General features: G+C 61.1%; 27 protein-coding genes. 10 read left to right on the top strand and 17 right to left on the bottom strand.

Features of this window, described 5'->3' with window-relative positions; all coding sequences use genetic code 11:
• Positions 1 to 1317, top strand: a 1317-nt coding sequence (locus M3P27_13405; protein MDP9269303.1) for a glycosyltransferase family 4 protein, incomplete at its 5' end; no start/stop codon positions are given.
• Positions 1318 to 1374: 57 nt separating this feature from the next.
• On the opposite strand, the gene M3P27_13400 is transcribed toward M3P27_13405, so the two are convergent.
• Positions 1375 to 3099, bottom strand: a complete 1725-nt coding sequence (locus M3P27_13400) for a DUF1957 domain-containing protein (GenBank protein ID MDP9269302.1) — start codon at positions 3097 to 3099, stop codon at positions 1375 to 1377.
• A gap of 144 nt (positions 3100 to 3243) precedes the next feature.
• Between M3P27_13400 and mazG the strand changes: the two genes are divergently transcribed.
• Genes mazG through menC form a run of 3 tightly spaced genes read left to right on the top strand, consistent with a single transcriptional unit; the run spans position 3244 to position 6067 of the window.
• Positions 3244 to 4134 carry a nucleoside triphosphate pyrophosphohydrolase gene (gene mazG, locus M3P27_13395; GenBank protein ID MDP9269301.1) on the top strand — a complete coding sequence of 297 codons (891 nt, stop codon included), beginning with the start codon at positions 3244 to 3246 and terminating at the stop codon, positions 4132 to 4134.
• Positions 4131 to 4943, top strand: coding sequence for a GNAT family N-acetyltransferase (locus M3P27_13390; GenBank protein ID MDP9269300.1), 813 nt, complete (start codon positions 4131 to 4133; stop codon positions 4941 to 4943). The genes mazG and M3P27_13390 overlap by 4 nt, the downstream gene beginning before the upstream one ends.
• Positions 4940 to 6067, top strand: coding sequence for an o-succinylbenzoate synthase (gene menC / locus M3P27_13385; GenBank protein ID MDP9269299.1), 1128 nt, complete (start codon positions 4940 to 4942; stop codon positions 6065 to 6067). The genes M3P27_13390 and menC overlap by 4 nt, the downstream gene beginning before the upstream one ends.
• Here menC and M3P27_13380 read toward each other — a convergent pair.
• Positions 6064 to 6936, bottom strand: coding sequence for a hypothetical protein (locus M3P27_13380; protein MDP9269298.1), 873 nt, complete (start codon positions 6934 to 6936; stop codon positions 6064 to 6066). The genes menC and M3P27_13380 overlap by 4 nt on opposite strands.
• Before the next feature lie 714 nt (positions 6937 to 7650).
• Between M3P27_13380 and M3P27_13375 the strand changes: the two genes are divergently transcribed.
• Together M3P27_13375 and M3P27_13370 are read left to right on the top strand one after the other, a co-directional pair.
• Positions 7651 to 8154, top strand: a complete 504-nt coding sequence (locus M3P27_13375; protein MDP9269297.1) for a polymer-forming cytoskeletal protein — start codon at positions 7651 to 7653, stop codon at positions 8152 to 8154.
• A gap of 115 nt (positions 8155 to 8269) precedes the next feature.
• Positions 8270 to 8845, top strand: coding sequence for a class I SAM-dependent methyltransferase (locus tag M3P27_13370; protein MDP9269296.1), 576 nt, complete (start codon positions 8270 to 8272; stop codon positions 8843 to 8845).
• Here M3P27_13370 and M3P27_13365 read toward each other — a convergent pair.
• The 4 genes from M3P27_13365 to lptF form a co-directional block, all read right to left on the bottom strand.
• On the bottom strand, positions 8842 to 9900 hold the full coding sequence (locus tag M3P27_13365) for an FAD-dependent oxidoreductase (protein ID MDP9269295.1): 1059 nt from the start codon (positions 9898 to 9900) through the stop codon (positions 8842 to 8844). The genes M3P27_13370 and M3P27_13365 overlap by 4 nt on opposite strands.
• A complete protein-coding gene (locus M3P27_13360) occupies positions 9894 to 10583 on the bottom strand; it encodes a methyltransferase domain-containing protein (protein MDP9269294.1) in 690 nt (229 codons plus the stop codon). The genes M3P27_13365 and M3P27_13360 overlap by 7 nt, the downstream gene beginning before the upstream one ends.
• Positions 10584 to 10589: 6 nt before the next feature.
• Positions 10590 to 12338 (bottom strand): ABC transporter ATP-binding protein/permease, encoded by a 1749-nt coding sequence (locus M3P27_13355; GenBank protein ID MDP9269293.1) that lies wholly within the window; start codon positions 12336 to 12338, stop codon positions 10590 to 10592.
• Between the two features lie 65 nt (positions 12339 to 12403).
• A complete protein-coding gene (lptF, locus tag M3P27_13350; protein ID MDP9269292.1) occupies positions 12404 to 14704 on the bottom strand; it encodes an LPS export ABC transporter permease LptF in 2301 nt (766 codons plus the stop codon).
• A 62-nt stretch (positions 14705 to 14766) separates the two neighbouring features.
• On the opposite strand from lptF, the gene M3P27_13345 reads away from it, so the two are divergent.
• Positions 14767 to 16974, top strand: a complete 2208-nt coding sequence (locus M3P27_13345) for a glycoside hydrolase family 57 protein (protein ID MDP9269291.1) — start codon at positions 14767 to 14769, stop codon at positions 16972 to 16974.
• 39 nt (positions 16975 to 17013) lie between these two features.
• Here the strand turns inward: M3P27_13345 and M3P27_13340 are convergent, their stop codons facing one another.
• From M3P27_13340 to M3P27_13330, 3 genes are read right to left on the bottom strand one after another with little or no spacing between them, the layout of a single operon-like run.
• On the bottom strand, positions 17014 to 17646 hold the full coding sequence (locus M3P27_13340) for a hypothetical protein (GenBank protein MDP9269290.1): 633 nt from the start codon (positions 17644 to 17646) through the stop codon (positions 17014 to 17016).
• Between the two features lie 16 nt (positions 17647 to 17662).
• Positions 17663 to 17953, bottom strand: coding sequence for a redoxin family protein (locus M3P27_13335; GenBank protein ID MDP9269289.1), 291 nt, complete (start codon positions 17951 to 17953; stop codon positions 17663 to 17665).
• Positions 17954 to 18010: 57 nt separating this feature from the next.
• Positions 18011 to 18151 carry a hypothetical protein gene (locus tag M3P27_13330; GenBank protein MDP9269288.1) on the bottom strand — a complete coding sequence of 47 codons (141 nt, stop codon included), beginning with the start codon at positions 18149 to 18151 and terminating at the stop codon, positions 18011 to 18013.
• 166 nt (positions 18152 to 18317) lie between these two features.
• Between M3P27_13330 and M3P27_13325 the strand changes: the two genes are divergently transcribed.
• The gene (locus M3P27_13325) at positions 18318 to 19568 is read left to right on the top strand and encodes an Nramp family divalent metal transporter (protein ID MDP9269287.1); all 1251 of its coding nucleotides are present in this window, start codon (positions 18318 to 18320) and stop codon (positions 19566 to 19568) included.
• A gap of 1 nt (position 19569) precedes the next feature.
• Here M3P27_13325 and M3P27_13320 read toward each other — a convergent pair whose 3' ends face one another.
• Genes M3P27_13320 through M3P27_13305 form a run of 4 tightly spaced genes read right to left on the bottom strand, consistent with a single transcriptional unit; the run spans position 19570 to position 22299 of the window.
• Positions 19570 to 19962, bottom strand: coding sequence for a (deoxy)nucleoside triphosphate pyrophosphohydrolase (locus M3P27_13320; GenBank protein ID MDP9269286.1), 393 nt, complete (start codon positions 19960 to 19962; stop codon positions 19570 to 19572).
• Positions 19959 to 20978 (bottom strand): redoxin domain-containing protein, encoded by a 1020-nt coding sequence (locus M3P27_13315; GenBank protein ID MDP9269285.1) that lies wholly within the window; start codon positions 20976 to 20978, stop codon positions 19959 to 19961. The genes M3P27_13320 and M3P27_13315 overlap by 4 nt, the downstream gene beginning before the upstream one ends.
• A complete protein-coding gene (locus M3P27_13310) occupies positions 20975 to 21463 on the bottom strand; it encodes a GAF domain-containing protein (GenBank protein ID MDP9269284.1) in 489 nt (162 codons plus the stop codon). The genes M3P27_13315 and M3P27_13310 overlap by 4 nt, the downstream gene beginning before the upstream one ends.
• Positions 21464 to 21468: 5 nt before the next feature.
• Positions 21469 to 22299: an ABC transporter substrate-binding protein gene (locus M3P27_13305; GenBank protein ID MDP9269283.1), complete on the bottom strand. Its 831-nt coding sequence runs from the start codon at positions 22297 to 22299 to the stop codon at positions 21469 to 21471.
• Between the two features lie 20 nt (positions 22300 to 22319).
• Between M3P27_13305 and M3P27_13300 the strand changes: the two genes are divergently transcribed.
• Positions 22320 to 22682, top strand: coding sequence for an iron-sulfur cluster assembly scaffold protein (locus M3P27_13300; GenBank protein ID MDP9269282.1), 363 nt, complete (start codon positions 22320 to 22322; stop codon positions 22680 to 22682).
• Positions 22683 to 22738: 56 nt separating this feature from the next.
• Here M3P27_13300 and M3P27_13295 read toward each other — a convergent pair whose 3' ends face one another.
• From M3P27_13295 to M3P27_13280, 4 genes are all read right to left on the bottom strand, one after another.
• A complete protein-coding gene (locus M3P27_13295) occupies positions 22739 to 22894 on the bottom strand; it encodes a hypothetical protein (GenBank protein MDP9269281.1) in 156 nt (51 codons plus the stop codon).
• A 388-nt stretch (positions 22895 to 23282) separates the two neighbouring features.
• Complete coding sequence (locus tag M3P27_13290) at positions 23283 to 23972, bottom strand: HAD-IB family phosphatase (GenBank protein MDP9269280.1); 690 nt, start codon at positions 23970 to 23972, stop codon at positions 23283 to 23285.
• Positions 23969 to 24517: a nucleotidyltransferase family protein gene (locus M3P27_13285; protein ID MDP9269279.1), complete on the bottom strand. Its 549-nt coding sequence runs from the start codon at positions 24515 to 24517 to the stop codon at positions 23969 to 23971. The genes M3P27_13290 and M3P27_13285 overlap by 4 nt, the downstream gene beginning before the upstream one ends.
• Positions 24518 to 24570: 53 nt before the next feature.
• Positions 24571 to 25395, bottom strand: a complete 825-nt coding sequence (locus M3P27_13280) for an XdhC/CoxI family protein (protein MDP9269278.1) — start codon at positions 25393 to 25395, stop codon at positions 24571 to 24573.
• 57 nt (positions 25396 to 25452) lie between these two features.
• Here M3P27_13280 and M3P27_13275 point away from each other — a divergent pair, with 57 nt between their 5' ends.
• Positions 25453 to 26475 (top strand): zinc-binding dehydrogenase, encoded by a 1023-nt coding sequence (locus tag M3P27_13275; protein ID MDP9269277.1) that lies wholly within the window; start codon positions 25453 to 25455, stop codon positions 26473 to 26475.
• Positions 26476 to 26534: the final 59 nt, after the last annotated feature.

Raw genomic sequence — 26534 nt, 5'->3', positions numbered from 1 at the left:
GTGGAGAGCTCCCCAAACGATCAAGCGCAAAACACACAGGCTCAAAGCAGCCCGGGTCGAGGCAGTGAAGCCCAGCGGCCACGCCTGATGTACGTAGTCACGTCGCCGCGCACCGTCAGTCCCTTGCGCGGACAGTTGCGTTACATGGCGGCGGCGGGCTTTGACGTTACCGTGGTCTCGGCGCCCGGCCGAGAGCTCGATGCTGCTGAGGAGCGCGATGGCCTTACCGCCATCCCCATCGCGATGGAACGTGACCTCTCGCCGGTAGCCGACTGGCGCGCCTTTCTCGCCCTGCGCAGGCTGATGAAGCAGCGCAAGCCGCACATCACCAACGTCAGTACGACTAAGGCCGGATTGCTTGGCGGCCTGGCGGCGCGCGCCACCGGAGTACCGGTGCGCGTTTACGTGCTGCGCGGCATCCGCTACGAGACGGCGACCGGCGTGCGCCGCTGGCTGATGCAATGCGCGGAGCGCATGGCATGCGCCTGCGCGAATCGCGCGCTGTGCGTGAGCGAATCGGTGCGCAAGCGGCTCGAGCTCCAGGGACTGCTCACTCCCGAGGGCTCCGCTGTGCTGGCCTCCGGCTCGAGCAACGGCGTGGAGGCGGAGCGCTTTTCGCCGACCGGCGATCGAGTGGCGCACGCGAAGCGGCTGCGGCACGAGCTCGACATCGCGGAAGATGCGCTCGTGGTCGGCTACGTCGGCAAATTGACCAGTGACAAAGGATTACCGGAGCTGGTGGCGGCGCACGACATCTTGAAGCGAGTAGTGACTGGCTCGCGGCTGCTAGTAATCGGCGGCACCGAGGACGGCGGCGGCCCGCTGCCGGCAGAGACACGCGAGCAACTCCAGTCTGACCGCACCATCGTGTGTACTGGCTTTGTCCCCGACGTCGCGCCTTATTACCACGTGATGGACGTGCTCGCGCTGCCCACGCACAGCGAAGGATTTCCCAATACCGTGCTCGAGGCCTACGCGGCCGGCAAGCCGGTGGTGGCGACCCGCGCCACCGGCGCCATCGATGCAGTGATGGATGAAGGCACCGGGATCCTCGTCCCCGTAGGGAATGTGGTGGAGTTGGCGGCGGCGCTCGAATCGCTGCTGAAGTCGCCGGTCACGCGCAACGAGATGGGCGACGCAGGACGTCGCTGGGTGCTGCGTGATTTTCGTCCGGTGCGTATCTGGCGCGAATTGGAAAAGGAATATCGGCGGCTGCTCGAAGCCCGCGGCTTGCCCTTGCCCGCGCGTCAGCCGGTAACCACCGGCTTCCTCGAGGCAGACTTTATTAAGGCAAAGCAGCAAGAGGCAGAGCGGTGATGGCACGCGCGCTCATCAGTGAATCGCACATCAGCCAACAGAAATGGGAGTCCCTGGCTAACGCAGGTAGGCTTGCGGCGTGATATCGGGGAAGACGGAATCGCGCTGCTCGATCTCCTCCAGCTTGTGCAGACCTTCGGGCGAGACCTCACCGGAGGACTCGAAGCGCCGCCAGACCTCGAGCAACGCGCGGAACTGGTCGAGGTGAGTGTTGAACCGTTTTTCGGCGTAGTCGCGCGCGTGCTCGGTGGTGATGAGGAACTGCCAGTCCGAAGACTCCAGCAGCATCAGCTCGCGGCAGAGCTGGCTAGCGAGACGCTCTGCCTGTGGGCTGGCCTTCCATCTGCCCCCTTCCGCCATCTGGAGGACGGCTTCTTCCGCCGGGTAGATGTGTTTCCAGGTCCACTCTGTATCGGGATTAAGCCAGACTTCGTTGGTTCCGTTCTTTCCCCATGAGCCTTCGTCGAGGACGAGGTATCCGCTAGGTTTGTGTTGGTCCAAGTACTCGGAGCAAGTGACGAGCTTTACCGAACACTTTGGATCAGCGTATTGGAGAGCGATGTTCTTCAGCCAAGCCACTCCCTCGAACCACCAGTGCCCGAAGAGTTCGGCATCGAAGGGCGCGCACAGGATGGGTGGTGCATCGTGACCGGCTCCGTTTTTGGGGTCGGCGGCGAGCACATTGCAAGTGATGCCAACGAAATGTTCAGCGTGTGCGCGAGTCCGCTCCTCAGCCACGTTCGGGTAGTACGCGGTCTTGCCGCCCAGGTCTACGCGCGGGTGGGTGACTTGCCAGTAGCGGTGGCCGCCCGGCCAGCGTTTCTTGTGGAAGTCGAGGTAGACGGAGTCACCGGGATATCCGTGATCGCCGCTCCACACCTGGACGCCGGTCTTGGGGTCGCGAGCGAAGAATGAAACGTTCCCCCCGTCGCGACGCGGTCCCGCGTAATAAGGCCGGTAAAGCGATGGATGCTTGCCATCTACCTCTTCCTCGAGCGCGATCGGCACGTCGCCCGCCAGCAGCTGGTAAGGGCTGAAACGCACGTTGGTCTCGACCAAGTGCGTATCCACAAAGAAGAAGTCGATGCCATTCTCGGCCAGGATCTGCTCCACACCATCGCGGAGGAACGGGCGCTTCGGGCGCGAGGCGCCGTTGGTCGATACCGGGAAGTTCCACAGGCCTCCGGGACGGTAGCCACATTCGGGCAGCCACATGCCGCGCGGCTTGCGACCGAAGAAGCGTTCATGGGTAGCGATGCCCAAGCGAACCTGCGCACGGATGGACGCGTCGGTCCCGAGCAGCGGGAAGTATCCATGCGTCGCTCCACAGGTGATGATCTCGATGGCGCCGGAATCGTAGAACCGTTTGAAGCCGCCCACTATGTCGCGGTCGAGCTTTTCGAAATCCTGCAGCGCGCGTTCGAAAAACCTCTGCCAGAATCCAGCCACGCGCACAAAGTGATCCTCACCCTGAGCGCGGAAGTCTGCCTCGTCCTTGCGGGCAGCTTCGATCTTGCGCTGCACGTAGATCGGAAACTCGTCCTTGAACGTAGGGTGCGAGAGCTGTTCCAGCAGGATGGGTGAAAGATTAACGTTCGCCTTGAGCGAGACTCCTGCCTGCTCCAATTCGCTGAACACACGCAGCATCGGAAGATATGTTTCCGCCGCGGCTTCATGGAGCCAGTCGAGCCCGTGCGGCCACGTTCCGTGATGCACCACATAAGGCAGGTGGGAGTGCAGGACGAAAGTGACGTATCCGGTTGGTTGTGGGGAGGACTTCATAGGTAGGTTCGCCTGATGCAGACCTGAAGCTCGGCTGCCTGCTTCCCAACCTTTCGAGTTTACTACACGAAGCAGGTCGGCCGAGCCCGCTAGATGTGCTGGAGAGACAGGGAGGACGCGCAGAGATTACATTAGTGGATTCTTATGGGAGCGACAGGCGACAGATTCGAGCGTGTGGTGCAGATCATGGCACGGCTGCGGGGCCCGGGTGGATGTCCATGGGACCGCGAGCAGACCTTCGACACCATCAAGCCATTCACTTTGGAAGAGACCTACGAGGTGCTTGAGGCGATCGACGCTCGCGATTGGGAAGAGTTGCCCGGGGAGCTCGGGGACCTGCTGCTACAGGTTTTGTTCTACGCCCAGATGGCGAGTGAGGAGAAACGCTTTGCCATCGATGATGTGTTGGAACGACTGGCGAGCAAACTCGTGGGCAGACATCCACACGTGTTCGGAGACGCGAAGGCCGAGACCGCGAGCGATGTGTTGCGTAACTGGGAGGCGCTGAAATCCGAAGAGAAGAAGATGCGGGCGGTGGCCGGCGGTGGAAAACAGGTCGAGCACGACAAGCCAGTATCGGTGTTGGCGGGCATCTCGTCAGCCCTGCCGGCGTTGCTCGAGGCTTACAAGCTCAGTTCACGCGCCGCACACGTGGGCTTTGACTGGCCCGAGATCGGCGGGCTCTTCGACAAGCTGCGGGAAGAGACCGGCGAACTGAAGCGCGAGATCGCGCAGTTGCCGGAGGCGCCGATGCCTCAACTGCGGGGCGTGGCCGGCGCCGGGGCGACGCACCTTCCGGAGGCGCTGCGCGGGCGCCTCGAGGACGAGGTGGGCGACATGTTGTTCGTCCTCGTGAACATCGCGCGTTATCTCTCGCTCGATCCCGAGTCGGCGTTGCGCAAGACGAATCGTAAATTCAAGCGGCGCTTTCAATGGATGGAAGCAGAGTTGGGCAAGCACGGCCGGAGTGTGCAGGACGCTGCGGTGGACGAGATGGAAGCACTGTGGCAGAAGGCGAAGGAGCGCGAGCGATGACGGCCGAGGTCGACACCACCAATATTGTCATACGCAAGTGCACGACGGTAGCCGAGTTCCAGGATTGCGTCGGCCTGCAAAAGGAGGTGTGGAACTTTGCCGACGTGGATCTCATTCCTCTGCGGTTGTTCGTGGTGGCTGACAGGATCGGCGGCCAGATCATCGGCAGTTTCGACGGTGACGAGTTGGTCGGCTTTGCGCTCTCCATCCCCGGCAGTCGCGGTGGCCATCCCTATCTACACTCGCACATGCTCGCGGTCCGCGAGAGATACCGCAACGCCGGGCTGGGAAAGCAGATGAAGCTCTTGCAGCGGGAAGATGGGATCGCGCGCGGCTTCGAGCTGATCGAGTGGACGTTCGACCCGCTGGAGATCAAGAACTCGTTCCTCAACCTGGAACGACTGGGAGCGATCGCACGCCGCTACAACATCAATCAATACGGCATCTCGTCGTCGCCGCTGCAAGGTGGGCTGCCGACCGACCGCCTGGTCGCGGAGTGGTGGTTGCAGTCGCGACGGGTGAAGGTGCTGCTGGAAGGCGGTTCGCGGCCGAACGTTGCGGTCGAGAAAACGATCGCGGTCCCGGCGCAGATCTACCAATGGAAGGCGGACGAGAAGGAACGCGAAAAGGCGAGAGATATCCAGCTAGGTAACCGCGAAGAGTTCCTGCGAGCGTTCTCCGCGGGACTGACCGTGCTTGGTTATGAGCGCGACCAGGAAGGGAACGGGCGCTTTCTCTTAGGGCGGTGGGACGAGCGCTGGGGATACGCGACCGCCCCCGGTGAAGAGGAGCAGAGGGAAGAGAAGTGAAGGTCGAAACCATCACGCTGCGTGAGATCCGCATGCCGTTGGTCCATTTCTTCGAGACCAGCTTCGGGCGGACGACCGAGCGGAACATAGTGCTCGTGACGGTGCACTGCGAAGGTGTGAACGGCTGGGGTGAGTGTGTCGCCGGGGAGGACCCTTTCTACAGCGAAGAATCCTTCGAGACGGCGTGGCACACGATTGCCAAATACCTGGCGCCCGCGGTGGTGGGAAGAACACTCGAGCATGGCCGGGATGCAGCCCCAATGTTCGGACGGGTCCGAGGGCACCGCATGGCGAAAGCTGCGGTGGAGAACGCGCTCTGGGACGCGGAGGCGATGCAGCGCCAGGTACCGCTCTGGAAGCTGCTCGGCGGCAGGCGTTGCGAGATCGCTTGTGGGGTCTCGATCGGCATCCAGAACACGCTCGACCAGCTCTTGGAGAAGGTTGAGACCGAGCTGGCCGCCGGATACCGCCGCATCAAGATCAAGGTGAAGCCAGGCTGGGACGTGGAGGCGTTCGAGCGCATTCGCGCCCGTTGGCCGGAGATTGTGCTGAGCTGCGACGCCAATTCTGCCTACACGCTTGACGACCTACCACTGCTCCAGCAATTCGACCGTTACAACTTGCTGATGATCGAGCAGCCATTGTGGCATGACGATTTCTATTTTCATGCGCAGTTGCAGAAGCAGATCAAGACGAAGATCTGCCTGGACGAGGCGATCCGCAACGCTCGCGACGCGCAAGCGGCGATCGAACTGGGCGCTTGCAGGATCGTGAACATCAAGGTCGGCCGTGTGGGCGGCTTTACCGAGGCCATCGCCACGCATGACGTCTGCCGCGAACGCGGCGTGCCGGTCTGGTGCGGCGGGATGCTCGAATCGGGCATAGGACGGGCCCACAACATCGCGCTCTCCACCTTGGAGGGGTTCACGCTGCCTGGAGACGTGTCAGCCTCAAAGCGGTACTGGAAGGAAGACGTGATCGAGCCGGCCGTGGAGGTCAGTACCGACGGGTTCATTGCAGTGCAGGATGTCCCGGGAACGGGCTACAGCGTCCGTGAAGACGTGATCGAGAAGCTGACAGTGAAGAAGGAAACCATCCGGCGGGGAAACGCCGTCGCCGGCTAGCGCAGCTGCCGTCCACGCAGCGCGGAGCGCTCCGCCACTACCTCGTCTACTTTGCGTAGCAGTTCGACTCCCTGCGCGAGTGTGAGGTTCGACGGTACGGGACGGAAATCGCTGGCGGTCTCGTTCTCCTTGATCTTGATGGTCTTGAACAGCAGGGCCTTGCCGACAAAGTCGAGGTCCATGTGGGTTGTTTCCCAACGTCCCGGGCCGATCTTCGATTGCTCGATGATGAAGTGACCGCCCTTGTTCAGACGGCCGAGTATCCCCCAGCCAAAGGTGACGTCGTCGACAAGTTGCGCATCCATCTTCACCAGCCGTTCTTCCTTGGGGTCGATCCACATGCGTCCCTGCATGCCGCGATACACCATGGTTTCGCGCGCAGGCGGGTCGAAGTTGGGGTTGGGTCTGAATCGCAGGCGTACGACGGGAACGCCGCTCACGACATCGTTGCCGTCGAAATCGTAGAGAAACGCTTCGGACAGGGCCTTCACCATCAGACGCGTGCGGGCTTCATCCTTCTGCTGCTCCTCGCGGCGCTGTCTCTGTTCCTCGGGATCGTGCAGGATCTTCTCGAGTTTCTTCTCGTCGGCGGCGCGCTGCTCGGGAGTGGGCGGTTTGTCGTTTACCGAGACCAAGCGAGCGACCGTTCCCTCGTTGGTCTCGATCATCTGCTTCACCACCGTGCGTTCCGGTTTCTCGGAGCGCAGGCGGTACGTGTAGCGCGGGCCGCTGGTGCTGGCCCTGTCTTCATTCTGGATCACGCGACGAACAAGCTCGTTGGCAGCGCCGCTCTGCGCGCAGACGGGCCACGACAAAAGCAGCAACGTAGCGGAAATGAGCGAGGATCTCGAGTAAAAGCGGCGGTTCATGGGTACCTGCTGCTTGATTAGACGAACAGCGACTCTGTTCTGTTGCTCGTAGTACCGACGAGCCAGGGCGAGCGCAAGAAAGAAAGGCCCCGCTAAGCGGGACCGGGTGAAAGGAAGGAGGATGTATTAGGCAGTGTCGGCCCTGTCAGAAAAGGCAGTCCCATTGGTTTGATTCGCGCCCGTCAGACTGAAGCCGCTGTTCCCCTGGTTTTCGGCTCCAGCCAATCCGGCACGACAGTTCCGTCAGGGCCGACGCCTTGGTATAAGCAATGGCAGGGCCAAACCTCTGAGCGCCGATACTCCGGTGTTAGGCCGTCAATTAGCGTAGAATCAGTCACTTGTGGCATCCCATGGTAGGCCGTCATCTATATCCGTAATAGGAAACATGATGAGTGCAATATATACTCAACAGTTAGCATCTGAGTGCCACCACTATGCACCGTGGTTCTGATGAGCCTGCGCAAACCAACGCGAGGTCACGCGACTTCAGGATCCAAGCCGAACCTGCAAGAGCTGGATGAGCGGAGCGGCGGGCTCAAGCGCAGGGCGGGAAAACGCGATTGCCGCCCGCGATAAACGCGGGTATAGTGGCCGCAAGTTCCAGGAGATCAGTATATGTGGAAGTCTCGAGACGAGAAGCCGGTTGTACCGTCCGTGTCCCAGCCAGCGGCGGTGAACGTCACTGCGAGTGCAACGCCCAAGGAGGTTCGCCCCATGGAAATCCCTAAGACTGCTGACAACTATCGTGCTGACGTTGCGCATATTGGCAAGAGCGTTCTGATCAAAGGCGAACTCTCGGGGAGCGAGGATTTATACCTCGACGGCGAGGTTGAAGGGAACATCCTGCTGCGCGACCACAACCTGACCATCGGCCCCAACGGCCGCGTGCGCGCGAATATCCAGGCGAAGGACGTGGTCGTGCATGGCAAGGTGGACGGCAACGTGAGTGGCACCGACCGGGTGGAACTGAAACGTTCGGCTGTGCTCACCGGCGACATCGCGACGCTACGCATCGTGATTGAGGACGGCGCCTTCTTCAAGGGCGCGATCGACATCAAGAAGGAAGGCAAGGCCGAGGCAACGCGAGAGAAATCGATTGCGACACCGGCGTCTTACTCTTCGGGACCAGCACCTTCGGTGCCGTCGTACAATGCCTCATCGGCTTCGGGCAGTAATGTGGGCGGGCAGTCCACATTGCTCGACCAGAAGAAGGTCTAAAAGGTCTTAGCGTTCGGGCCGAATGGGGACCAACCTGAGTTTCTTCAAGAAGATCCTTGGCGATTCGGCGGCGGAAGCTGCCCAGGTTACGGGTGTCTCCGTGTCGCACGGACGAATGACCCGGAGATCAAGTGGGCTGCAAGAGTTCGTGCGCACGCTGGGAAAAGAAGAAGGCCTTCACATCCTGGACCTGGGACCGACTTCCCCGACGAATATTGCACGGCTCACCGAGCAAGGGCAGAAGGTCTATAACGAAGATCTCTTACTGGGATCGATGGATCCGGCCTTCCAGTTGACCGCCGAAGATGGCAGGCAAACCATCAGTCCTGACAAATTCCTGGCGGAGAACTTGCGCCATGAGCGGCACAGGTTCGATGCCGTTCTGTGCTGGGACGTTCCGGACTACCTCAACGAGGCGCTAGTGAAGCCGATGGTGGAGCGCCTGCACTACGTCACCAAGCCCGGCGGTGTGCTGCTGGCCTTCTTCCACACCCGCGACGCCGGCCCGGAGGCGCCCTATTATCGCTATCACATGGTGGGGAACGACACTCTGGAGCTGCAGAAGGGCCCGCGGTTTCGCCTGCAACGCATATTCAACAACCGCCACATCGAGAACCTGTTCAAGGACTTCTCGTCGCTGAAGTTCTTCCTTGCCAAAGACAACGTTCGCGAAGTACTGGTCGTTCGCTAGACGTTCCGCGGGGTGCGCCCGCGCGTGGTCTTTACCGCCCAAGCCGCCACGCGGCGATCGCTTAACAACACTAAAGCAGCTGAGCGCACCCAGTGTGGCGCCGCGGTGAGCCTGCGTAAGCGAGCGGCACCACGAAACGCTGGCAGTATCTCGCGCCGGTACCAAGCGGCATATTCCTCCGCGCTGGAGACCGCTGCCCTCGCTCCGCAACGAAGCGCGACGGCGATGCCATCCCCGGCGAATGGATCGATGAATCCCGCCGCGTCGCCGACGTTTAGAACGCCACCGTCACCGAGCGGAGAAGGGCTGCGGAAGATCAGTGGCGCGGTGGACACCGGCTCAGAGATCGCCTCCCAGTCACGACTGCGACGCCATAGCGCCGGGTGCCGGGAGAACACCTGATCCAACGTCCTAGCGATGTTGGCTTGGACCAGGGCGCAAACATTGACGGCATCCTTACCGATCGGCTGCACGCCGCAGTAGCCGCCCTCGAAGAAATAGAGGTCTACCGAGGGAGGGGGGAGTGCTTCACGGAAATGCGCTTTGATCCCAAGCCAGCGTGGAGCATCGGCTGGCAGGTCTCTGGACGGCAGATTCGACCAGCGACCAGAGGCGTTGATCACCGTTGCTGCCTGCCAGCGCTCTTTTCCGCTGCGGACCTCCAAAGCATCTCCAACCCGGATCTCGTCGGCTGCGGTTCCTTCTCTACCGTCACAACCTTCCTGCATTGCAACACGCCATAGAGCGGCGTCTAGGGTGTTGCGAGGCACGCTACGGGCTGGGGGGACGATCGGGGCGGCGAGCGTTTTGGCGTCAACAAACAAGCGGGAGCGACTGAGCACAGGCGCACCTGTCAGGACGCGCTCCTCTTCGGGGCCAAGAAGGTCGCGTAACAGGCCGGTCGCTTCCGGCGAGATGAACTCACCGCATACCTTGTGTCGCGGCAAGTGCCCGCGCTCCAACAACAACACGCGCTTTTCCGCACGCGCGGCGGTGATCGCCGCCGCGGTGCCGGCCGGTCCCCCGCCGATAACGATCAGATCGTAGGTCAGCATCGGCGCCCTTTGTCGGGAGCGGCTTTCCAGGCGATGGCGCCCATGCGAAAGAAGAATGTGTTGCGGATAGAACACTCGGTGGCGTGAGTGCGGCGGAGCATCTCGGCCAATTCTGAGGGAGTATAGGCGCGTCGGACCGAAACCGGCGCATCGTGACGTGTCAGACGGCTCCCGAACAGAGGCGAAGCGGCGTAAACCAGCGTGAGATGGAGCCGTGAGCGGCGCAAATCGTTCAGCAGCACCGCGTGCCGCGCAACGCGGAGGCCCTCTTCAACAAAAGCCACGATCTCACCGGGCTCGAGATGATGGAGAAAGAGAGAACAACTAACCAGGTCAAAGCTCCCGTCGGCGAATGGCACCTTTAGCGCGTCGGCCGCAACGGCGGGAAACTGCCGGCCCAGGTGAGTGGTTGCGCGGTCGAGCAGCGTGACGTCCAGTTCGACACCATCGCGGCGCAGGCGCGACTGAACGGCGTGGGGAACGTCACCGCTGGCGCCGGCGACATCAAGCAACGAAAGCTGAGTGAGGCAACATTCCCGAGCAACGCCGCGCACAAGACTGTAGAGCGTCTCGCTGCCACCGAAGCGGCGGTTGATGGCGCGCAGGTCGGCGAGGGAAGCCTCGATCTCGCTGGGGGTCCCAGCGTCGGTATCGAGCAGTTCGGGGACGACGCTGCGGCGCATAGGCGGCTAGACCGTTTCGAGCTCTTCTTCCAGCAGCTGTTTGTTGTACAGCTCGGTGTAGTACCCGTTGCGAGCGATGAGCTCATCGTGGGTACCGACTTCGACGATGCGACCACTGTGAAGTACAGCAATACGGTCAGCATTACGGACGGTCGAGACGCGATGCGAGATGAAGATCGTGGTGCGGCCGGTCATGACCTCGCGCAGATGATCAAGGATCTTCTCCTCGGTGTAGGTGTCCACGCTCGAAAGCGCATCATCGAGGATGAGAATCCGTGGATCGCGGATGATGGCACGGGCGATGGCGGTGCGCTGCTTCTGGCCACCCGAAAGCGTGATGCCGCGTTCGCCCACGACCGTCTCATACTGCTTGGGGAACTCTTCGATGTCAGGCGCGATGCTGGCACCAGCAGCTGCGCGGCGAACATCCTCAAGGGCAGCGCTGTCGGTACCGAAGGCAATGTTCTCGCGGATGGTATCGGAGAACAGAAATGTCTCCTGCGGAACAAATCCGATGTTCTTGCGCAGGTGAGCAAGCGGATACTCGCTGACCGGACGGCCGTCGATCAGCACGCTGGGATGGCCATTCGCGGGCGCGTCGTGAATGCGGGGGATCAGGCTGACGAGCGTGGTCTTACCGGAGCCCGTCGGGCCGACGATAGCCAGGCTCGACCCCGACGGGATGCGAAGGTTGATGTCCTTGAGCACTGGGACGCCGCCGTAGGAGACGCTCAAGCCGCGAAACTCGATCTCCCCGACGATCGGACTGGGCACCAGATCTGCACTCGAGTCGCGGATCTCCGGCTGTTCAACCAGTATCTCGTTGATGCGACCCAGAGAGGCGGTGCCGCGCTGGAAGATGTTGATCACCCATCCCAATGCGATGACCGGCCAGGTAAGCATGGCCATGTAGAGGTTGAAGGCGACGAAACCGCCAACCGTCATGTGATGCAAGAGGACTTCTCGGCCACCCAGCCAGAGGACAAGGATCTGTCCCAGCCCGGGCAGCAGCTCCAAGGTCGGCCACAGCATTCCCATCAGCCGCACCAGGTTCAGGCTGCGCGCGATGTACTCCTTATTCGCAGTCTCGAATGCCCGTATCTCCGGTTCCTCCTGCGCATACGCCTTGATCAGGCGCGCACCGGAGAAGTTCTCCTGCACTTGCGCGGAGATATCCGAAAACATTGCCTGGATGCGTTCGAAACGCTCGTGGATCTTACGGCCGAAATATTGCAGCAGCACCGAGACGATCGGCAGCGGGAGAAACGCCCACAGCGTGAGCCTCGGGCTGTAGTGCAACATGAAGAACAAAGCCGCAAGTGTGAAAACGATAGTGTTGGCGGAGTACATGATCGCCGGGCCCAGGAGCATCCGGACGGCGTTCAGGTCGTTGGTCGCGCGCGCCATGATGTCGCCGGTGCGGTTCCGCTGGTAGTAGCTGTAGCTCAGGCTTTCCAGGTGACGAAACAGGTCATTGCGCAGGTCGTACTCGATATCGCGCGAGACTCCGATAAGGATCTTACGTGTCAGGTACTGGAATATGCCTTTGGCCAGCATGATGGCCACGATCAGCTCGGAGAATATGGCGAGGTTGTGACGAGTGACGCCGACTCTAAGCGCGTCGATGGCGGTGCCGATGACCTGAGGAAATAGGACCGCGATACCGTTGTTTGCCAACACGCAGAGACCGCCCCAGATCAGCGGCCAGCGGTATTTCCAGAGATACGGCGCGAGTGGCTTGAGGCGGTTGGGCATGCGGAACTATGTAACAGATGAATGATAGCAGCGAGGCGATGCGGGAAATCCAGGGCCGAAAGCTTTTATGTAGGCACTTTAAGGATGAGGTAGCCGCCGATCATGCCAAAGATGAGATCGGGAGCCCAAGCGGCGAGTGCCGCAGGAAGTTGATGGACGTTGCCCATGGCTTCGAACAAACCGTTGGTCATCCAGTAGATGATGGCGATGCCGATGGCGACGGCGACGCCCGCGAGCGCGCCTCGCCGTCCTACGGTCAGCGCAAAGGGAACCGCAAGTACAGCCATCACAAGAGTGATGAGAGGGAAAGCAAACTTGCGGTGGAGCTGCACGCGCAGGCGTCCAACGTCGAAGCCGCTTTGTTGCAAGTCGTGGATATATTGGCGCAGCTCGGCGTAATCCATCTCCTGGGACTGCTTCACTTCCTTCTTAAAGTAGCTGGGCCGCTCGGAGACCTCGGGGAGCGTGGTGGCGTCAAACTGCTCGAAGCGTGCAATGGCTGCGCCGCGCAGGTCGCGTCGCCAACCCTGCTCGAAGACCCAGCGCCCAAGGTCCTCTTCCCAGTGCGCGCGCGCCGCGAAGATGCGTTCGGTGATGGCGAATGTCTTGGGGTCGAATCTGAAGATCGAGATGTTTCCAAAGCGGTTCTGGTCGGGATCGTAGAACTCGTAGTAGTAGATCGTGGAGTGCTGTCCGAATATCCATTTACGATCCGGGCGCAAATAGGTTTCGGGCGGCCTGCCCTTGATCGTGCTCCAGAGCTGGTCTTGCCGCTTGTTGGTATGGGGGAGGTAAAAGTGGTCGAAGAAAAACAGCGCCACCGAAAGTCCAGCCGCGACGATCATTACCGGAAGGATCAGGCGATAGACGCTAATCCCAGTAGCCTTCATGGCGGTGATCTCGTTCTGCTTTTGTAAGAGACCAAAAGTGACCAGGACACCAAGCAGGACTGACATCGGCATCATCAGGTAGAGCATCGAGGGAACGACGTTGAGCAAATACTCGCCCACCGTTATGAGTGGAACCTTGTTCTTCACCACGTCACCGAGGATCTCAAAAAAGGTGAACACGAGCGTTAGCGTTACGAAAGCCGCCAGGATGAGGCCGGTATAGCTGGAAAAGTCGCGCAGGATGTAATCGTCGAGGATTTGTGGGAAGCGGCCCCCAAAGATCCCGCGACCGCGCCGCGCCACGACGGACTCGCTCTTCGCTGCTTTGCGGCGGTCCCACCACCGCTTTACGCCACCAAAAGAGATGCCCAAGTTACCGATCTCGATCGGCATCTTGTCCACGCGCCATAACAAGGCGGCGCCAGTCGCGGCGAAAAGCAGGTTTGCCATCCATGCGCCGACGATGGGAGGGATCTTCCCCTGGCGCGCCATCTCCACGCCCGCTAGGGAGATGAAGTAATAGAGGAAGACCAGCATGATGGTGAGCACGAATCCAGTGGAACGCCCTCCCTTCTTCGACGAAAGACCCAGCGGGATCCCGACGAGCGCGAGGACGAGGCAAGCGGTGGGCAATGCCAGCCGGCGATGGAACTCGGTCAGGTACCAACGGTACTTGGGCAGGCGGGAGAGCCGCAGCAACTCGCTGGTCGAGATCTCAGATAGCGACTGGCGTTGCTGCTGCTGGGCTGTATCTTGCGGGACGTCGATCGGGATATCAGTCTCTTCGAACGTGGTGATGGTGTATTTGCCGGGTTCTCGCGGATTGGTCTCGTGCTGCGAGCCGTTCGTCAGGTGCAGGCGGATCTTGTTCTCGCCCTCAGGCAGCGCGATGCCTTCGTCTGCCAGCGTGATCTTGGGTGCGCCCGGCGTGCTGATGTCTGCGAGGAAGATGCCGTGCCAGATCGCGGCGCGGTCGGCCGCGCTCGAGTCCTGAACATAGAGGACGTAATTCTTGAAGTCCTCATAAAAGACTCGTGGCTGCACCTCGAAAGACGCCTGCGCAGTCTTCAATCGGCTCTGCAGCGCAGCCAGGGATGCCGCGGATCTGGGCATGATGAGCGTCTGGTTGACCAGTGCGATCAGCCAGGCAGAGGCGGCAAAGATCGCGACGGTCTTAACGAACAGGCCAACCCCAAGGCCCGACGCGCGCATGGCGGTGACTTCGCTATCAGCCGCCAGCCGGCTCAGCCCGATGAGGATACCGACGAGCACGCCCATTGGGATGGTGACGGTGAGCGCGGAGGGTAAAGCGAGAAAGAAGATCTCCGCTACGCTCGGCAGGGGTGCGCTGTTGCGCACGACCAGCTCGAGGATGCGGCTCACGTCGCGCATGAACACTACGAAAGTGAACAGGGCGGTGCCGATGGCGGCATGCGCCAGCACTTCTTTCAGGATGTAGCGAGTGAATATCCGCACGGCACAAGTATAGAGGCGAGCGACTTGAATCTTGCAACCGCAAGGCTACACTGTGTTGCCCCATGCCCACTATCCGCGTCGTCTTTTTGTGGCACATGCATCAGCCTTATTACAAGGACTTGGTGAGCGGTGAGTACCGCCTGCCTTGGGTGCGGCTGCACGCGCTCAAGGATTACTACGGTATGGTGAAACTGCTGGACGAGTTTCCTGACGTACACCAGACGTTCAACCTCGTTCCAGCGCTGATCACCCAGATCCAGGACTATGTCCTGGGAACGGCGCGCGACCCGTATTTCGACGTTGCGGCCAGGCCGGCAACGACCCTGACTTCGGAAGAGAAACGGTTCGCGCTGACCTACCTGTTTCAGGCAAATGAAACGAACCTCATAGGACGTTATCCGCGCTTCCGTGAGCTCTGGGAGAAATTCAAGAATGCCGGGGAAGATGCGGTGCGCGCCGAGAAGTATTTCACCTCCTCCGACTTTACTGACCTGCAAGTCCTCTCACAACTGGCGTGGTTCGATGAATTCTTTCTTGAGGAGCCGGAGGCAGCGGCGCTGGTCAAGAAGGGTTCAGATTTCTCAGAAGATGATCAGCGGTACGCCAGCATAAAGCAACGCGCGTTGATGGGACGCGTTTTGCCGGTGTACGCGGCTGCAGCCCAGCGGTCTGGGATCGAGATCTCGACCTCACCCTTCTATCACCCGATCTTGCCGCTCGTTTGCGATACCGACATGGGTCGAGTCTCGGCGCCTGGGCTGCCGCTCCCCAGCCGCCGCTTCCGGCATCCCGAAGATGCGCGCGACCAGTTGCTGCGTGGTCTGGAACTGCATGAGAAGACGTTCGGCGTGCGTCCGGTGGGAGCGTGGCCCTCCGAGGGCAGCGTCTCGGACGAGGTGATGCGTATTGGCCACGAGGTTGGACTGCGATGGATGGCGTCCGACGAGGGCGTGTTGGGCCGCTCACAAGGGGTTGACTTTACCCGTGGCTCCGACGGGAGGATGTCACCGGAGGCCGCGGCAAAGCTTTATACGTTGTGGCGCTTCGAGCAGGCTGGCACGGAGATGCGCCTGGTGTTTCGCGATCACGCTCTCAGCGACCTGATCGGCTTTGTCTATTCAAAAATGCCCGCCAAGGAAGCTGCCAACCACTTCATTCAAGGCATTAAGAATGCTGCGCAACCGGTTGTGGCGAACGGTAAGGATGCGATCGTGTCGATCATCCTCGATGGGGAAAACGCGTGGGAATACTATCCCGAATCAGGGCGCGACTTCCTCCGCTACGTCTATGAGCAGCTCACGCGCGACCCGCAGCTACAAGCGGTGACCATCTCCGAGGCGCTGGCGAGGCAGCAGGATACGGAGACGCTCCATTCCCTGGTGCCAGGATCATGGATCAATGCCAACTTCAACGTCTGGATCGGTGCACCCGAAGACAACCGAGCCTGGGACTACTTGGCTGCTGCTCGCGACCGATTCGCTGAACTGGAGGGAACAGTCTCCGCGGCGCAGCGTGTGTTGGCATACGAGGAGCTGCTGATCGCAGAGGGAAGCGATTGGAACTGGTGGTATGGTCCCGAACACCACTCCGCGAACGACCGCGATTTCGACGAGCTTTATCGCAAGCATTTGTCGAACGTGTACCACGCCCTGGGGCAGGCGCCGCCTGGTTACTTGGCGCAGCCGATCGCGCACCTTGAGGGACGTGCGTACTTCGTGCCCCAGACGGCATACATCCATCCGGAGATCGATGGCGAGCCGGGACGATACTTCGACTGGATCGGCGCGGCGATGTACACCGCGGACCGGCGCTCTGCCGCGATGCACGGAAAACAGTTTGTGCTCGACACCATCTACGCCGGCATCGATGAAGCAAACTTCTATGGCCGCGTAGACTTCGTCGGCGCTCCACCCCAGCAATCTGTCGCGATAAAATTGCACTTCTCGACTGTGACCCAGGGCCGGACAACGATGTTTTTGATTACCTTGAGCCTCGATGCTGGCCTGGTCCGTGGTTGGAGGCTAGCGAGGCTCTCCGAGGATGAAGAGGAGATCGAGCTGCGTGCTGATGCCGCGCCTGGCTTCCACGCGGCGGTTCGTAAGATGCTGGAATTCAAGCTGCCATTGGAGGTACTGGGTGTGCAGAAGGAAAGCCGCATCCGTTTTCGTTGCACCCTCTGGCGCAATAACCTGCCGGTAGATGCGTTGCCGGCGGAAGGTGAGATCGAGATTGCCGTTTTGAGCGAAGCAGAGTTGAGTAGCCGAGCATAGGAGAGGCGAGCGCCCGCCCAGAGCCCGCCCCCGTTGCTGCTACTTTCCGCTGGCGCCAGTATTGAATTGCATTGGGCGGCTGAGCTCCATGGTGATCACGGTGCCGGGGCGAAGCTCGGCCGAGTGCTTGCGCCATAGCCAATGACCCGCCGCGGCTGCGCCGCCGATCACCGCGCCGATGAGCGCGCCCTTTCCGCCTCCGACCGCCGCACCGACGCCCGCTCCGGCGCCAGCTCCCACTCCCGCGACGAGCAGGTCGCGCTTGTCGTGGCCGCTACCTTTGATCTCACCTTCATCGTCCACACGCGTGTGCGTGTCTTTCGCGGTGTCAACAACGGCAGCGTTGAGGGTGTACTTCTCGCCCGTGGGCATGATGAGCAGGTCAGGATTGATGCCGATGGTGGGTACTCCCTTGAGGCGACGCGGTTCGGTAATGCGCGACACGTGGCCCTGGATCGTGGCGCCGACTGGAACAACTTCCTTGCCATCAAGCATGACAGGTTCGACAACGCGACCGGCGAAGGCATCACCGACCTTGGTCGTGGAAGTCGAGATCGCTGTCTCGAGCTTCATTTTGATGCCGGTTCCGGCCGGCACAGCCAAGTCGTCAGCCGCGAAAGCGGTGACGGCGAGCAAAGCAATGAAGAGCAGTAGCGCGAGCGAACGTTTCATCGTGCCTCCAGAAGACTTATTTCGCATTTTCAAGCGCCGCGACCACCTCTTCGACCGGAGCGCGGTCGAACTGGGTGGTCCCAATATGAAGAAAGCGAATGTACCCACTCGCATCGACCACGAAGGTTGAAGGATGTGCGAGGTTGATGCCGTCGAGTCCGACACGCTGGTAAACGCCGTATTGTTTGGTGACGTTGCGGTCTTCGTCCAGCAGAAAAGGGAAACTGATGGGATGCTCGGCGAGGTACTTCTCCGGCTTGAACATGCCGCCGCGTTTCTGTCCGGCCACAAACAGGAGCGAACCCACCTTCGCGATCCGATCTTTGAGGGGCTCGAACTGAGCCATGCGCTTCACGCAGGTCGGTCACCATGTGCCACGCAGGAACTCGATGATGGCCGGCCCCTTGCGCAAGGAATCGCTCAAGGAGACAACGTCAGCACTGTTCGCGGCGGCGAGCGCGAGATCCGGGGCAATGTCGCCGACTTTTAGTGTGGGGAGCTCCATCGGTCCCAACTGTAAAACACCCATGAAACACGGACAATAACCGAAGAAACACGGGAATCGAGGAAGGCAACAGCCTGCGGAAGAAACGCCAGCTTTTCTGCAGGCGGCGCGTCTGGCGAGCACTTCGTTTATTCTGGTCGGCGGCCTGCGGTCATGGAAGACGCTGATGAAGAGAACGTTCCGGTTATGGCGCACGCGGTTGTTCTTCCTTCTCGCCGTGGTGGGGCCCGGGTTCATTACTGCCAACGTCGATAACGACGCCGGCGGCATATTCACCTATTCCTTCGCCGGCGCGCGCTTTGGGTACAGCCTTCTCTGGACCGTGATCCCCATGACCATCGCCTTGGTGGTGGTGCAGGAGATGTCGGCACGCATGGGAGTGGTGACCGGCAAGGGCCTGAGCGACCTGATCCGCGAGGAATTCGGCTTCCGCGTGACGTTCTTCATGATGATCGCGCTGGTCTTGACGAACCTTGCGAATGTGGTCGCCGAGTTCGCCGGCGTGGCGAGCAGCCTGGAACTCTTCGGCGTGAGCAAGTACGTGAGCGTGCCCATCGCCGCCGCGGCAGTCTGGCTCATCGTGGTGAAGGGTGATTACAAGACGGTGGAAAAGGTCTTCCTCGTCGCCTCGCTCTTCTACATCGCGTACATCATCGCGGGCGTGCTCGCCGGACCGGACTGGCGCGAAGCGGTTAAAGCGACTCTCCAGCCGCCACCGCGGCATTTGCTGACGAACCCGAGTTACGTCTACATGATGGTCGGCATCGTCGGCGCAACTATCGCGCCATGGATGCAGTTTTATCTACAGGCATCCGTGGTGGAGAAAGGGACGACCGTGCGGCAGTATCGCGCCGCACGGCTCGATGTGTTGTTCGGCTCGATCTTTACCGACGTGGTGGCGTGGTTCATCATCGTGGCGTGCGCGGCGACGCTCTTTACTCGTGGCGCCCGCGATATTGGCAGCGCTTCCGACGCGGCCCAGGCACTTCGTCCCCTGGCGGGCGATTGGGCGTATCTCCTGTTCGCTGCCGGACTACTCAACGCCTCGATCTTCGCGGCATCCATCCTCCCACTTTCGACCGCATACACCGTGTGCGAGGGCCTCGGTTTTGAATCTGGCGTGGACAAGAAGTTTCGCGAAGCGCCGGTCTTTTACTGGCTCTACACTTTCTTGATCGCCGCGGGTGCGGGCGTCATTCTGATTCCACGATTCCCGCTGTTAAAGATCACGGTACTGTCGCAGGTCTTGAACGGCATCCTGTTGCCCTTCGTGCTGGTCTTCATGTTGTTGCTCATCAATAAGGACTCCCTGATGGGCAAGTTCGTAAACTCGCGCACCTACAACGCGATCGCCATCGCGACCACGGTGATCATGGTTGTGCTCTCAGCGACGCTCTTGTGGATGGGATTCGAGTAGCTCAGAGCAGCTTGCCGGAAGCGAGATCACTTACCAGTCCGACGTCGGCCTCGAGGAAGTCATACGCGGGCAGTTCGCTGCGTTCGACCCAGCGGACATCCTTGAAGATCCGGTTCTCTATGTCTCCGGCATACTCCCGGATCACGAAAAAGCGAAGTTCGATCGCACCCCCATTGCGGTAAGTGTGCTTGATACGTGCGACCTCGTCGCCGATCTTCGCTTCGATGCCGAGCTCTTCCTCCAACTCACGCCGTAGCGCGTCGGTGGGTTGCTCGCCGTGCTCGATCTTGCCGCCGGGGAACTCCCATTTGAGTGGCATAGGCTGGTGCTTGGTGCGCTGGCAGATCAGCAGCTTGCCCTCGCGCACGATAAGACCAGCCGCGACTTGCTTCATCCCGCCACCTCTTGGCTGACGGCGGACCGCTCCGGATCGACGCAGCTGGTGAAGGTGAAAGCGAAGGCCGCGACGCCTGGTTCGGTGAAATGCAGCTCCAGAGTATGCGTGCCGAAATCGTGATTGTCGACCAGTCGATACATGCGCGCGTTCTGCACGTCGACGAAGCTTCCCCCCTCGCGCAGCCGGACATCCTCCGTCCGGTTCTCAGCGGTGAGAGGCTTCCCATCCTGACGGAGCTCAAGCGCAATCGGCTTGCCGCTGGTTGACGCCATCACCAGATTCACGCCGGCGGCGGAGTACCTGAGCGCGATCTTTCCCGGCGCGGTATCGAGCGCGGCGAACTCGCGCGTCGAGGCCCAGCGACCTTCGAGGTAGAAGGCGCCTTCGGTAGACGGGCCGTCAAACGAATAATCCGAGACTTGATCCTCGACAAAGCCGGTCTTGTTGCCGATGCGTCCACGGGCATTGCCGAGGTACAGTTCGGCGGTGGGCGGATAGCAGACAGCTCCCGGCATGTCGCTCTCGCGCACCGGCGACATGATCGCCGGCAGCTGGGCGTCAGGGACGATCTCGCGGACCAGCTCCTGGATCGCTTGCTCCGTCTCCGCGTAGGCGCCCTCTCCGAAGTGTGCCCAGCGCAAGTAGCCTTCCTGGTCGATCAGGTATTGTGCGGGCCAATACCGGTTGGCGAAGGTCTTCCACAGTTCGTAGTTGCTGTCGATGACTACGGGATACGTGAGCCCGAACTCGCGCACGCCGCGCTCCACGTTAGGTTCGTACTGGGCGAACGTGAACTCGGGCGTATGCACGCCGATCACAACCAGGCCATGATCCTTGTAACGGTCGTGCCAAGCCTGCACGTAGGGAAGAGTGCGGAGACAATTCACGCATGTGTAATCCCAGAAATCGATGAAGATGACCTTGCCACGCAGCTGGCGGATGGAAAGCGGCGACGAGTTGAGCCAGATGCGTCCGATCTCCGGCGCGCGAACGGTGCCTTTCTCAACCTTCATGCGGAAATGTTCTCGAGGTATCGTCCCACGAGGGCAGCGCAGTGCTCGACCAGGCGGCGATCCTCGGCGGTGAATGCGGCGGGAGTGTGGCTGTCGATATCGAGCTCTCCGACGACCCTATCGTTCACGCGTACCGGGGCTACGATCTCCGACTTGGTCGCTACCGAACAGGCGAGATAGCGGGGGTCGGAGGTCACGTCGTCGACCACAATGGTCTCGCCGGTGGCCGCTGCCGCGCCACAAATGCCCTGGTCGAGTGGGATGCGCGTGTGGGGTGTCGGCGCGCCTATATAGGGGCCGAGCACGAGAACGTCTTTCTCATCCGGCAGCTTGCCGGTCTCGATCATGTAGAAGCCAACCCAGTCGTAGTGCGGCAGCCGTTCTTTGAGGCGGCCGACGATGAGGGTCATCAACTCCTCGACGGAAAGCGAAGAAGCGGCGAGTTGGTCGAGCTCGCGACCAATGTCATGGGTAGCGACAGGCATGACAACTATTTAATCACAGGCTCAGTAGCGGGCTGGATGCGGCGGAGTCCACGCGCAGCCGCCGGCATGGTCTCCGGGTGGATCGCTGCAGCGAGCGCGTGAAGGCCGCCCACCAGGGTTGAGGCGGGCGTGTTCAGCAACTCATCGGCAATGCAATAGATACTGCTCGAGCGCGCGGCAGGAAGTTCGGTCCAGTCTCGCTCGCGCACGATCTTCTCGAGGGGAACGCGGTCGCCGGCGCCACACCACGCCGCGACAATGACATCTGGCTGCAGCGCAGCCACCGCGGCGGCGTCCGTGCAAGCGCCGGGCGTACCGAGGAACTCGCCTCCGGCCGCTGCGACCAGCTCCGCAACCCACGGCTGGGAATGGATGATGGGCTTTCCCCACTCCTCGCAAAACACTCGGCGCCGTGGGAGATCCCGCGTACGATCGCAGACAGCTTCGATATCGCGACGCATGCGCGCGATGAGCGCATCGCCTCGCTCGGCGACCTGCAAGATCCCGGCGATGGCAGCAATGTCGGCATAGACGTCGGCGAGCGTCCGCGGCGCCAGCCCAAGAAAGCGCGCGCCGGCTTTCAATATTTCAGCGACGGCCTCGGCCTGATACGGAACGGAGGCGATCACCAGATCCGGTCTGGCGGCAAGGATCTGCGCCGAGTCTGCCGTCCAGGAATCGGCGATGATCGTGCGTCCGGTGCGAACTTCGGGAACGACATCGGCGCACCACTTCGTGCAGGCGACCAGGCGGTCGAGCAGGCCGAGGTCCGCGAGGGTGACCGTGGCGCTGGGCTGCAGCGCGACCAGGCGTCGAGGGCTGTAGTCCGCGGACATTACGATTAGGATACCAGCCCATGTATTCGCCGCAGCTGATCGACCATTTCGAACATCCACGCCATGTGGGCGAGCTCGCCGCTCCGGACGCCGCGGCCGAGGTCGAAAACCCGGCATGCGGTGACGTGATCGCACTACAGCTGAAGATCGCAGGTGGACGGATCGCAGAAGCGCGCTATCGGGCAAAGGGTTGCGTAGCGGCGATCGGGTGCGGATCGGCGCTGGCCGAATCGATCATCGGGAGAACAGTCAATGAGGCGCAGAGTTTATCGCGCGAAGAAATCGTTGCGGCAGTCGGCGGGCTACCGCCTGCGAGCGAGCACGCCAGCCACCTCGCCATCGATGCGCTGCGAGCTGCGTTCATGAATCTTGCTCGGAAATAGCAAGGCCCTCCTTGCGGAGGGCCTTGCCTTTCTGGCGCGAAGGGAGAGAGTCTTCGTTACCAGATCTTGAGCGAGATCTTGTCTACCCACTCGGAGTAGTCAGTCATCGCACTGTTGCCGTCGAGTTGCACAGCAACGTTCAGCTCAGGTGTGGTCTTTGGACGGGGGACTTGATAGCGGTCGACATAACTCTTCTTCCCGTCCAAAGTCACCGCGATGTAGTGCATTTTCCCATTTACGCGTTCGAATTCCCAAGTCAAGTGATGCCAGGCGTACGCGGTTGGCACCGCACACGGAATCCCAGTAGGTATCCAGTGCTGATTGTAATCCCAAATGTCCCACTGCTTTGAGCCCTTCAGATTGCACTGTGTGCCGAACACGTACCCAGTGGTAACCATCACAGATCCCAGCAGCGGTACCACTGACCGCGCCGACGAAGTGACGGGGCCGTTCGGTCCGAGGAAGATACGGCGCAAGGAAGATTCGGCCAATTAGGTGAATGGCCTAGTGCTTCTGAGGTTCGTTACTTAGGGGATTGCGGGGGAACTAAGCTGCGCGCGGATATCGAGGGACGCGCGCGGAGGCAAGGAACTAAGTGTGTTACAGCGTGGGGTGGTAGATGGGCCACCCACGCATCCGCGCGAGCTCTGCCAGGTCGGGATTGTGGGCGATGACGAAGGGGTGGGTCGCCGATTCCAGCATGGCCAGGTCATGGATGCTGTTGCCGAAGGCGAGCTCTACGGGCCGTTGCGCGTGCTCCTTCAGGGCGGTGGCTTTGCCCGGGCCGGTAGGAACACGCAGGAGCCGGCCGGTGATCAAGCCATCCTCGACTTCGGTGGCGGCAGCGAGCACGTGATCGGCTGCGAATCCGAAAGGTGCGGCCTCAACCTCGATGAGCCACTGATTGCTGGAAGAGACTGCCCAGAGCTCACAGCCGAGCTCGCGCAGCCGGCTCGTCAGCTGCAGCATCTCGGGAAATATGCGCGCTTCGACCTTCTCGCGAAAGAATGCGCGCGCAGCATCGGTGACCACTTCCATGCGCATGCCGCGGCAGATCTGCACCATCTCGCCGCACATGGTCTGTTCATCCACGCGGCCTGCCAGGTAATCCTGATAGCGTGGCCGCGCCCAGGCATCGGTCGCAGCGTCGACCAACCCATGGTCGAGCAGCCAGTAAAAGAACTCCATACCGCTATCGGCGTCCCAGAGCGTGCCGTCACAGTCGAACGCGGCAGTCTTGGGCGCGAGTGCCAAAATCGAGTCGATGAAAAGCGAAGGTTCGTCGGTCATCCGCGAGTCAGGTCCTGATATTGCTCGGGAGTGTCCACATTGCGGACCACGTTCGCGTCCGACACGTGCACATAGACGACCTTCGCTTGGTGCGCATGCTCCACGTCGCGGGCGTTCGAGTGTAGGGGCGCCCGCAGGCACGCCTCCATCAGTTCGCGGCCGGCGATGATGGGATGACCATGCTTGCCTTCATGCTCCGGGATGACTGCCCATTGGCCGTCTTCGACGACGCGCAGGAATTCTAGCTTCAGGTGGGCCACGGTCTTGGAGTGCGCTGGCGGTCGATCGACTAGCGCGATGATCGCAGCGTCGCGGCCGCGATTCAGCACCTCGTGCAGACCGACTTGCAGCGAGCTGAACTGTCCGTGTTCCGGATGGTGATTCTCAATGAGCTTTGCTCCGAGCGCATTCACGACTGGGGCGAGAGTGTTTCCGTTCTGGCCGGTCACTACGAGTACCAGTTCGACGTGGGGACTGAGCATCTGTATCGCGCCGGAGAGGAACGTGCCGCCGTCCCAGGGGAGCAGGGCCTTGTCGCGTCCCATACGTGACGACTCGCCCGCAGCGAGGATTATCCCGGCGAAGCTGGGTGAGCGGGTCACAGGACGAGACCGGTCGGCTCTTCGTAGTAACGCATGCGTGGGACTGAGGGCGCAGCGTGACGGCGTACGGCGATCATCTCGGCGACGATGGCGACGGCGATCTCCTGGGGTGTGATAGCTCCGATCGCAAGGCCGACCGGAGCAGCCACGCGGAGCAGCCGCTCGTGCGAGATGCCAGCCTTCTCCAACTCTTTGTAGATCGCGATGACCTTTCGTTTGGATCCGATCATCCCAAGGTAGCGGCTCGGTTGCTCAACCGCCCAGCGCAAAATACGCATGTCGTCGCGGTGGCCGCGGGTGACGATGACCATGTAGGAGCCCTCGCTCGGCGCGAGCTGGGAGATCACGTGGTCGAAGTCGTCCGCGTAGACGTCGCGCGCCTCGGGAAAACGTTCGCGGCTGGCATAGCTCTCGCGATCGTCGATCACGGTGACGTCGAAAGAGGCGATGCGGGCGACTTTATACAGGCTGTGCGCAACATGGCCGGCGCCGAAGATATACAGGTGCGGAGTGGGCGCTATCGGCTCGACGAAGACCTCGAGGGTGCCTCCGCATACCAGGCCGGTATCGTACTTCGGGTCGTTGTTCAGGTCGAAGTGCAACGTACGCGGCTTCTCGGAAGCCATTACTTCCTTCGCCGCCTGCCAGACCTCGGCTTCCACGCAACCGCCGCCGATGGTGCCCACGATCGTGCCGTCGTCGCGAACCAGCATCTTCGCCGTCTCGAACGACGGGATGGAGCCCCGCACGTTGACGATGGTCGCCAATGCACCCTTGCGGCCTTCTCGGCGCAACTGCACGATCTCTTCGTAGACGTCCACGTGCTCATTCTACCGCCACGTGCGTGATAATCTCGTCGGTTTCAAGGATGGTGGGCGATGAAGGCTGTTCGTTTCCACGAGTTCGGTGGGCCGGAGGTCCTGAAGTACGAGGACGTGCCCGATCCGGAGATCCGCAAAGACCAGGTATTGATAAAGGTGAAGGCGTGCGCTCTGAACCACCTCGATCTCTGGATCCGCAAGGGCCTCTCCGGCGTGAAGCTACCTCATATCAATGGTTCCGACGTCTCGGGTGACATCGTCGAAGTCGGAGAGTGCATCACTGACCTAAAGGTGGGCGAGCGGGTCCTGCTTGCGCCCATGGTCTTCTGCGGCCATTGTCAGGCGTGCCTCTCGGGCCAGCAGAACTTTTGCCGCGAGTTCTCCGTGCTCGGCTACAGGAATGACGGTGGGAATTGCGAGTTCATCGCCGCCCAACGAGTCAATGTTGTCCCCATCCCGGGCGAGCTGACGTATGACGAGGCAGCATCGGTGCCGCTCGTCTTCCTGACAGCCTGGCACATGCTGGTGGGACGTGCACACATCCATCCGGGGCAGGTCATACTCGTGCTGGGCGCCGGCTCAGGTATCGGGACGGCTGCCATCCAGATCGGGAAGCTGTTCGACTGCAAAGTCATCACCACCGCGGGCGATGAATCGAAGATGGAGCAGGGGCGTGAGCTCGGCGCCGACTACACCATCAACCACTATCAACAGAAGATCTCGGACGAAGTGAAAAAGATCACCAGCAATGCCGGCGTAGATGTCGTGTTCGAGCACGTAGGCAAGGCGACCTGGGACGAGAGCGTGAAGTCCCTGAAGCCCGGTGGCACACTGGTGACGTGTGGCGCGACCACCGGGCCGGACGTGGGCCTCGAGCTGCGCTTTCTATATTCCAAGCAACTCAACCTGCTCGGCTCGTATATGGGGAACATGGGCGAACTGCTCGAGGTCTTAAAGTTCATCTTTAACGGCACGCTGAAGCCGGCAGTAGACAAGACCTTTCCGCTACGCGAGGCGCGCGCTGCACACGAGCGCCTGGAAAAGCGCGAACAGTTCGGGAAAGTCGTACTAAATCCGTAGCGAAGGATAATGTCAGGCATCTAGAATAGAGACATGGCCAAGACCACCATACCGCCGGC

The sequence above is a fragment of the Acidobacteriota bacterium genome, from assembly GCA_030774055.1.
In the GTDB taxonomy this organism is placed as follows: Bacteria; Acidobacteriota; Terriglobia; order Terriglobales; family Acidobacteriaceae; genus JACPNR01.
Note: the sequence above shows the minus strand (reverse complement) of the source record. Positions and strands in the feature narration are given on the sequence as shown.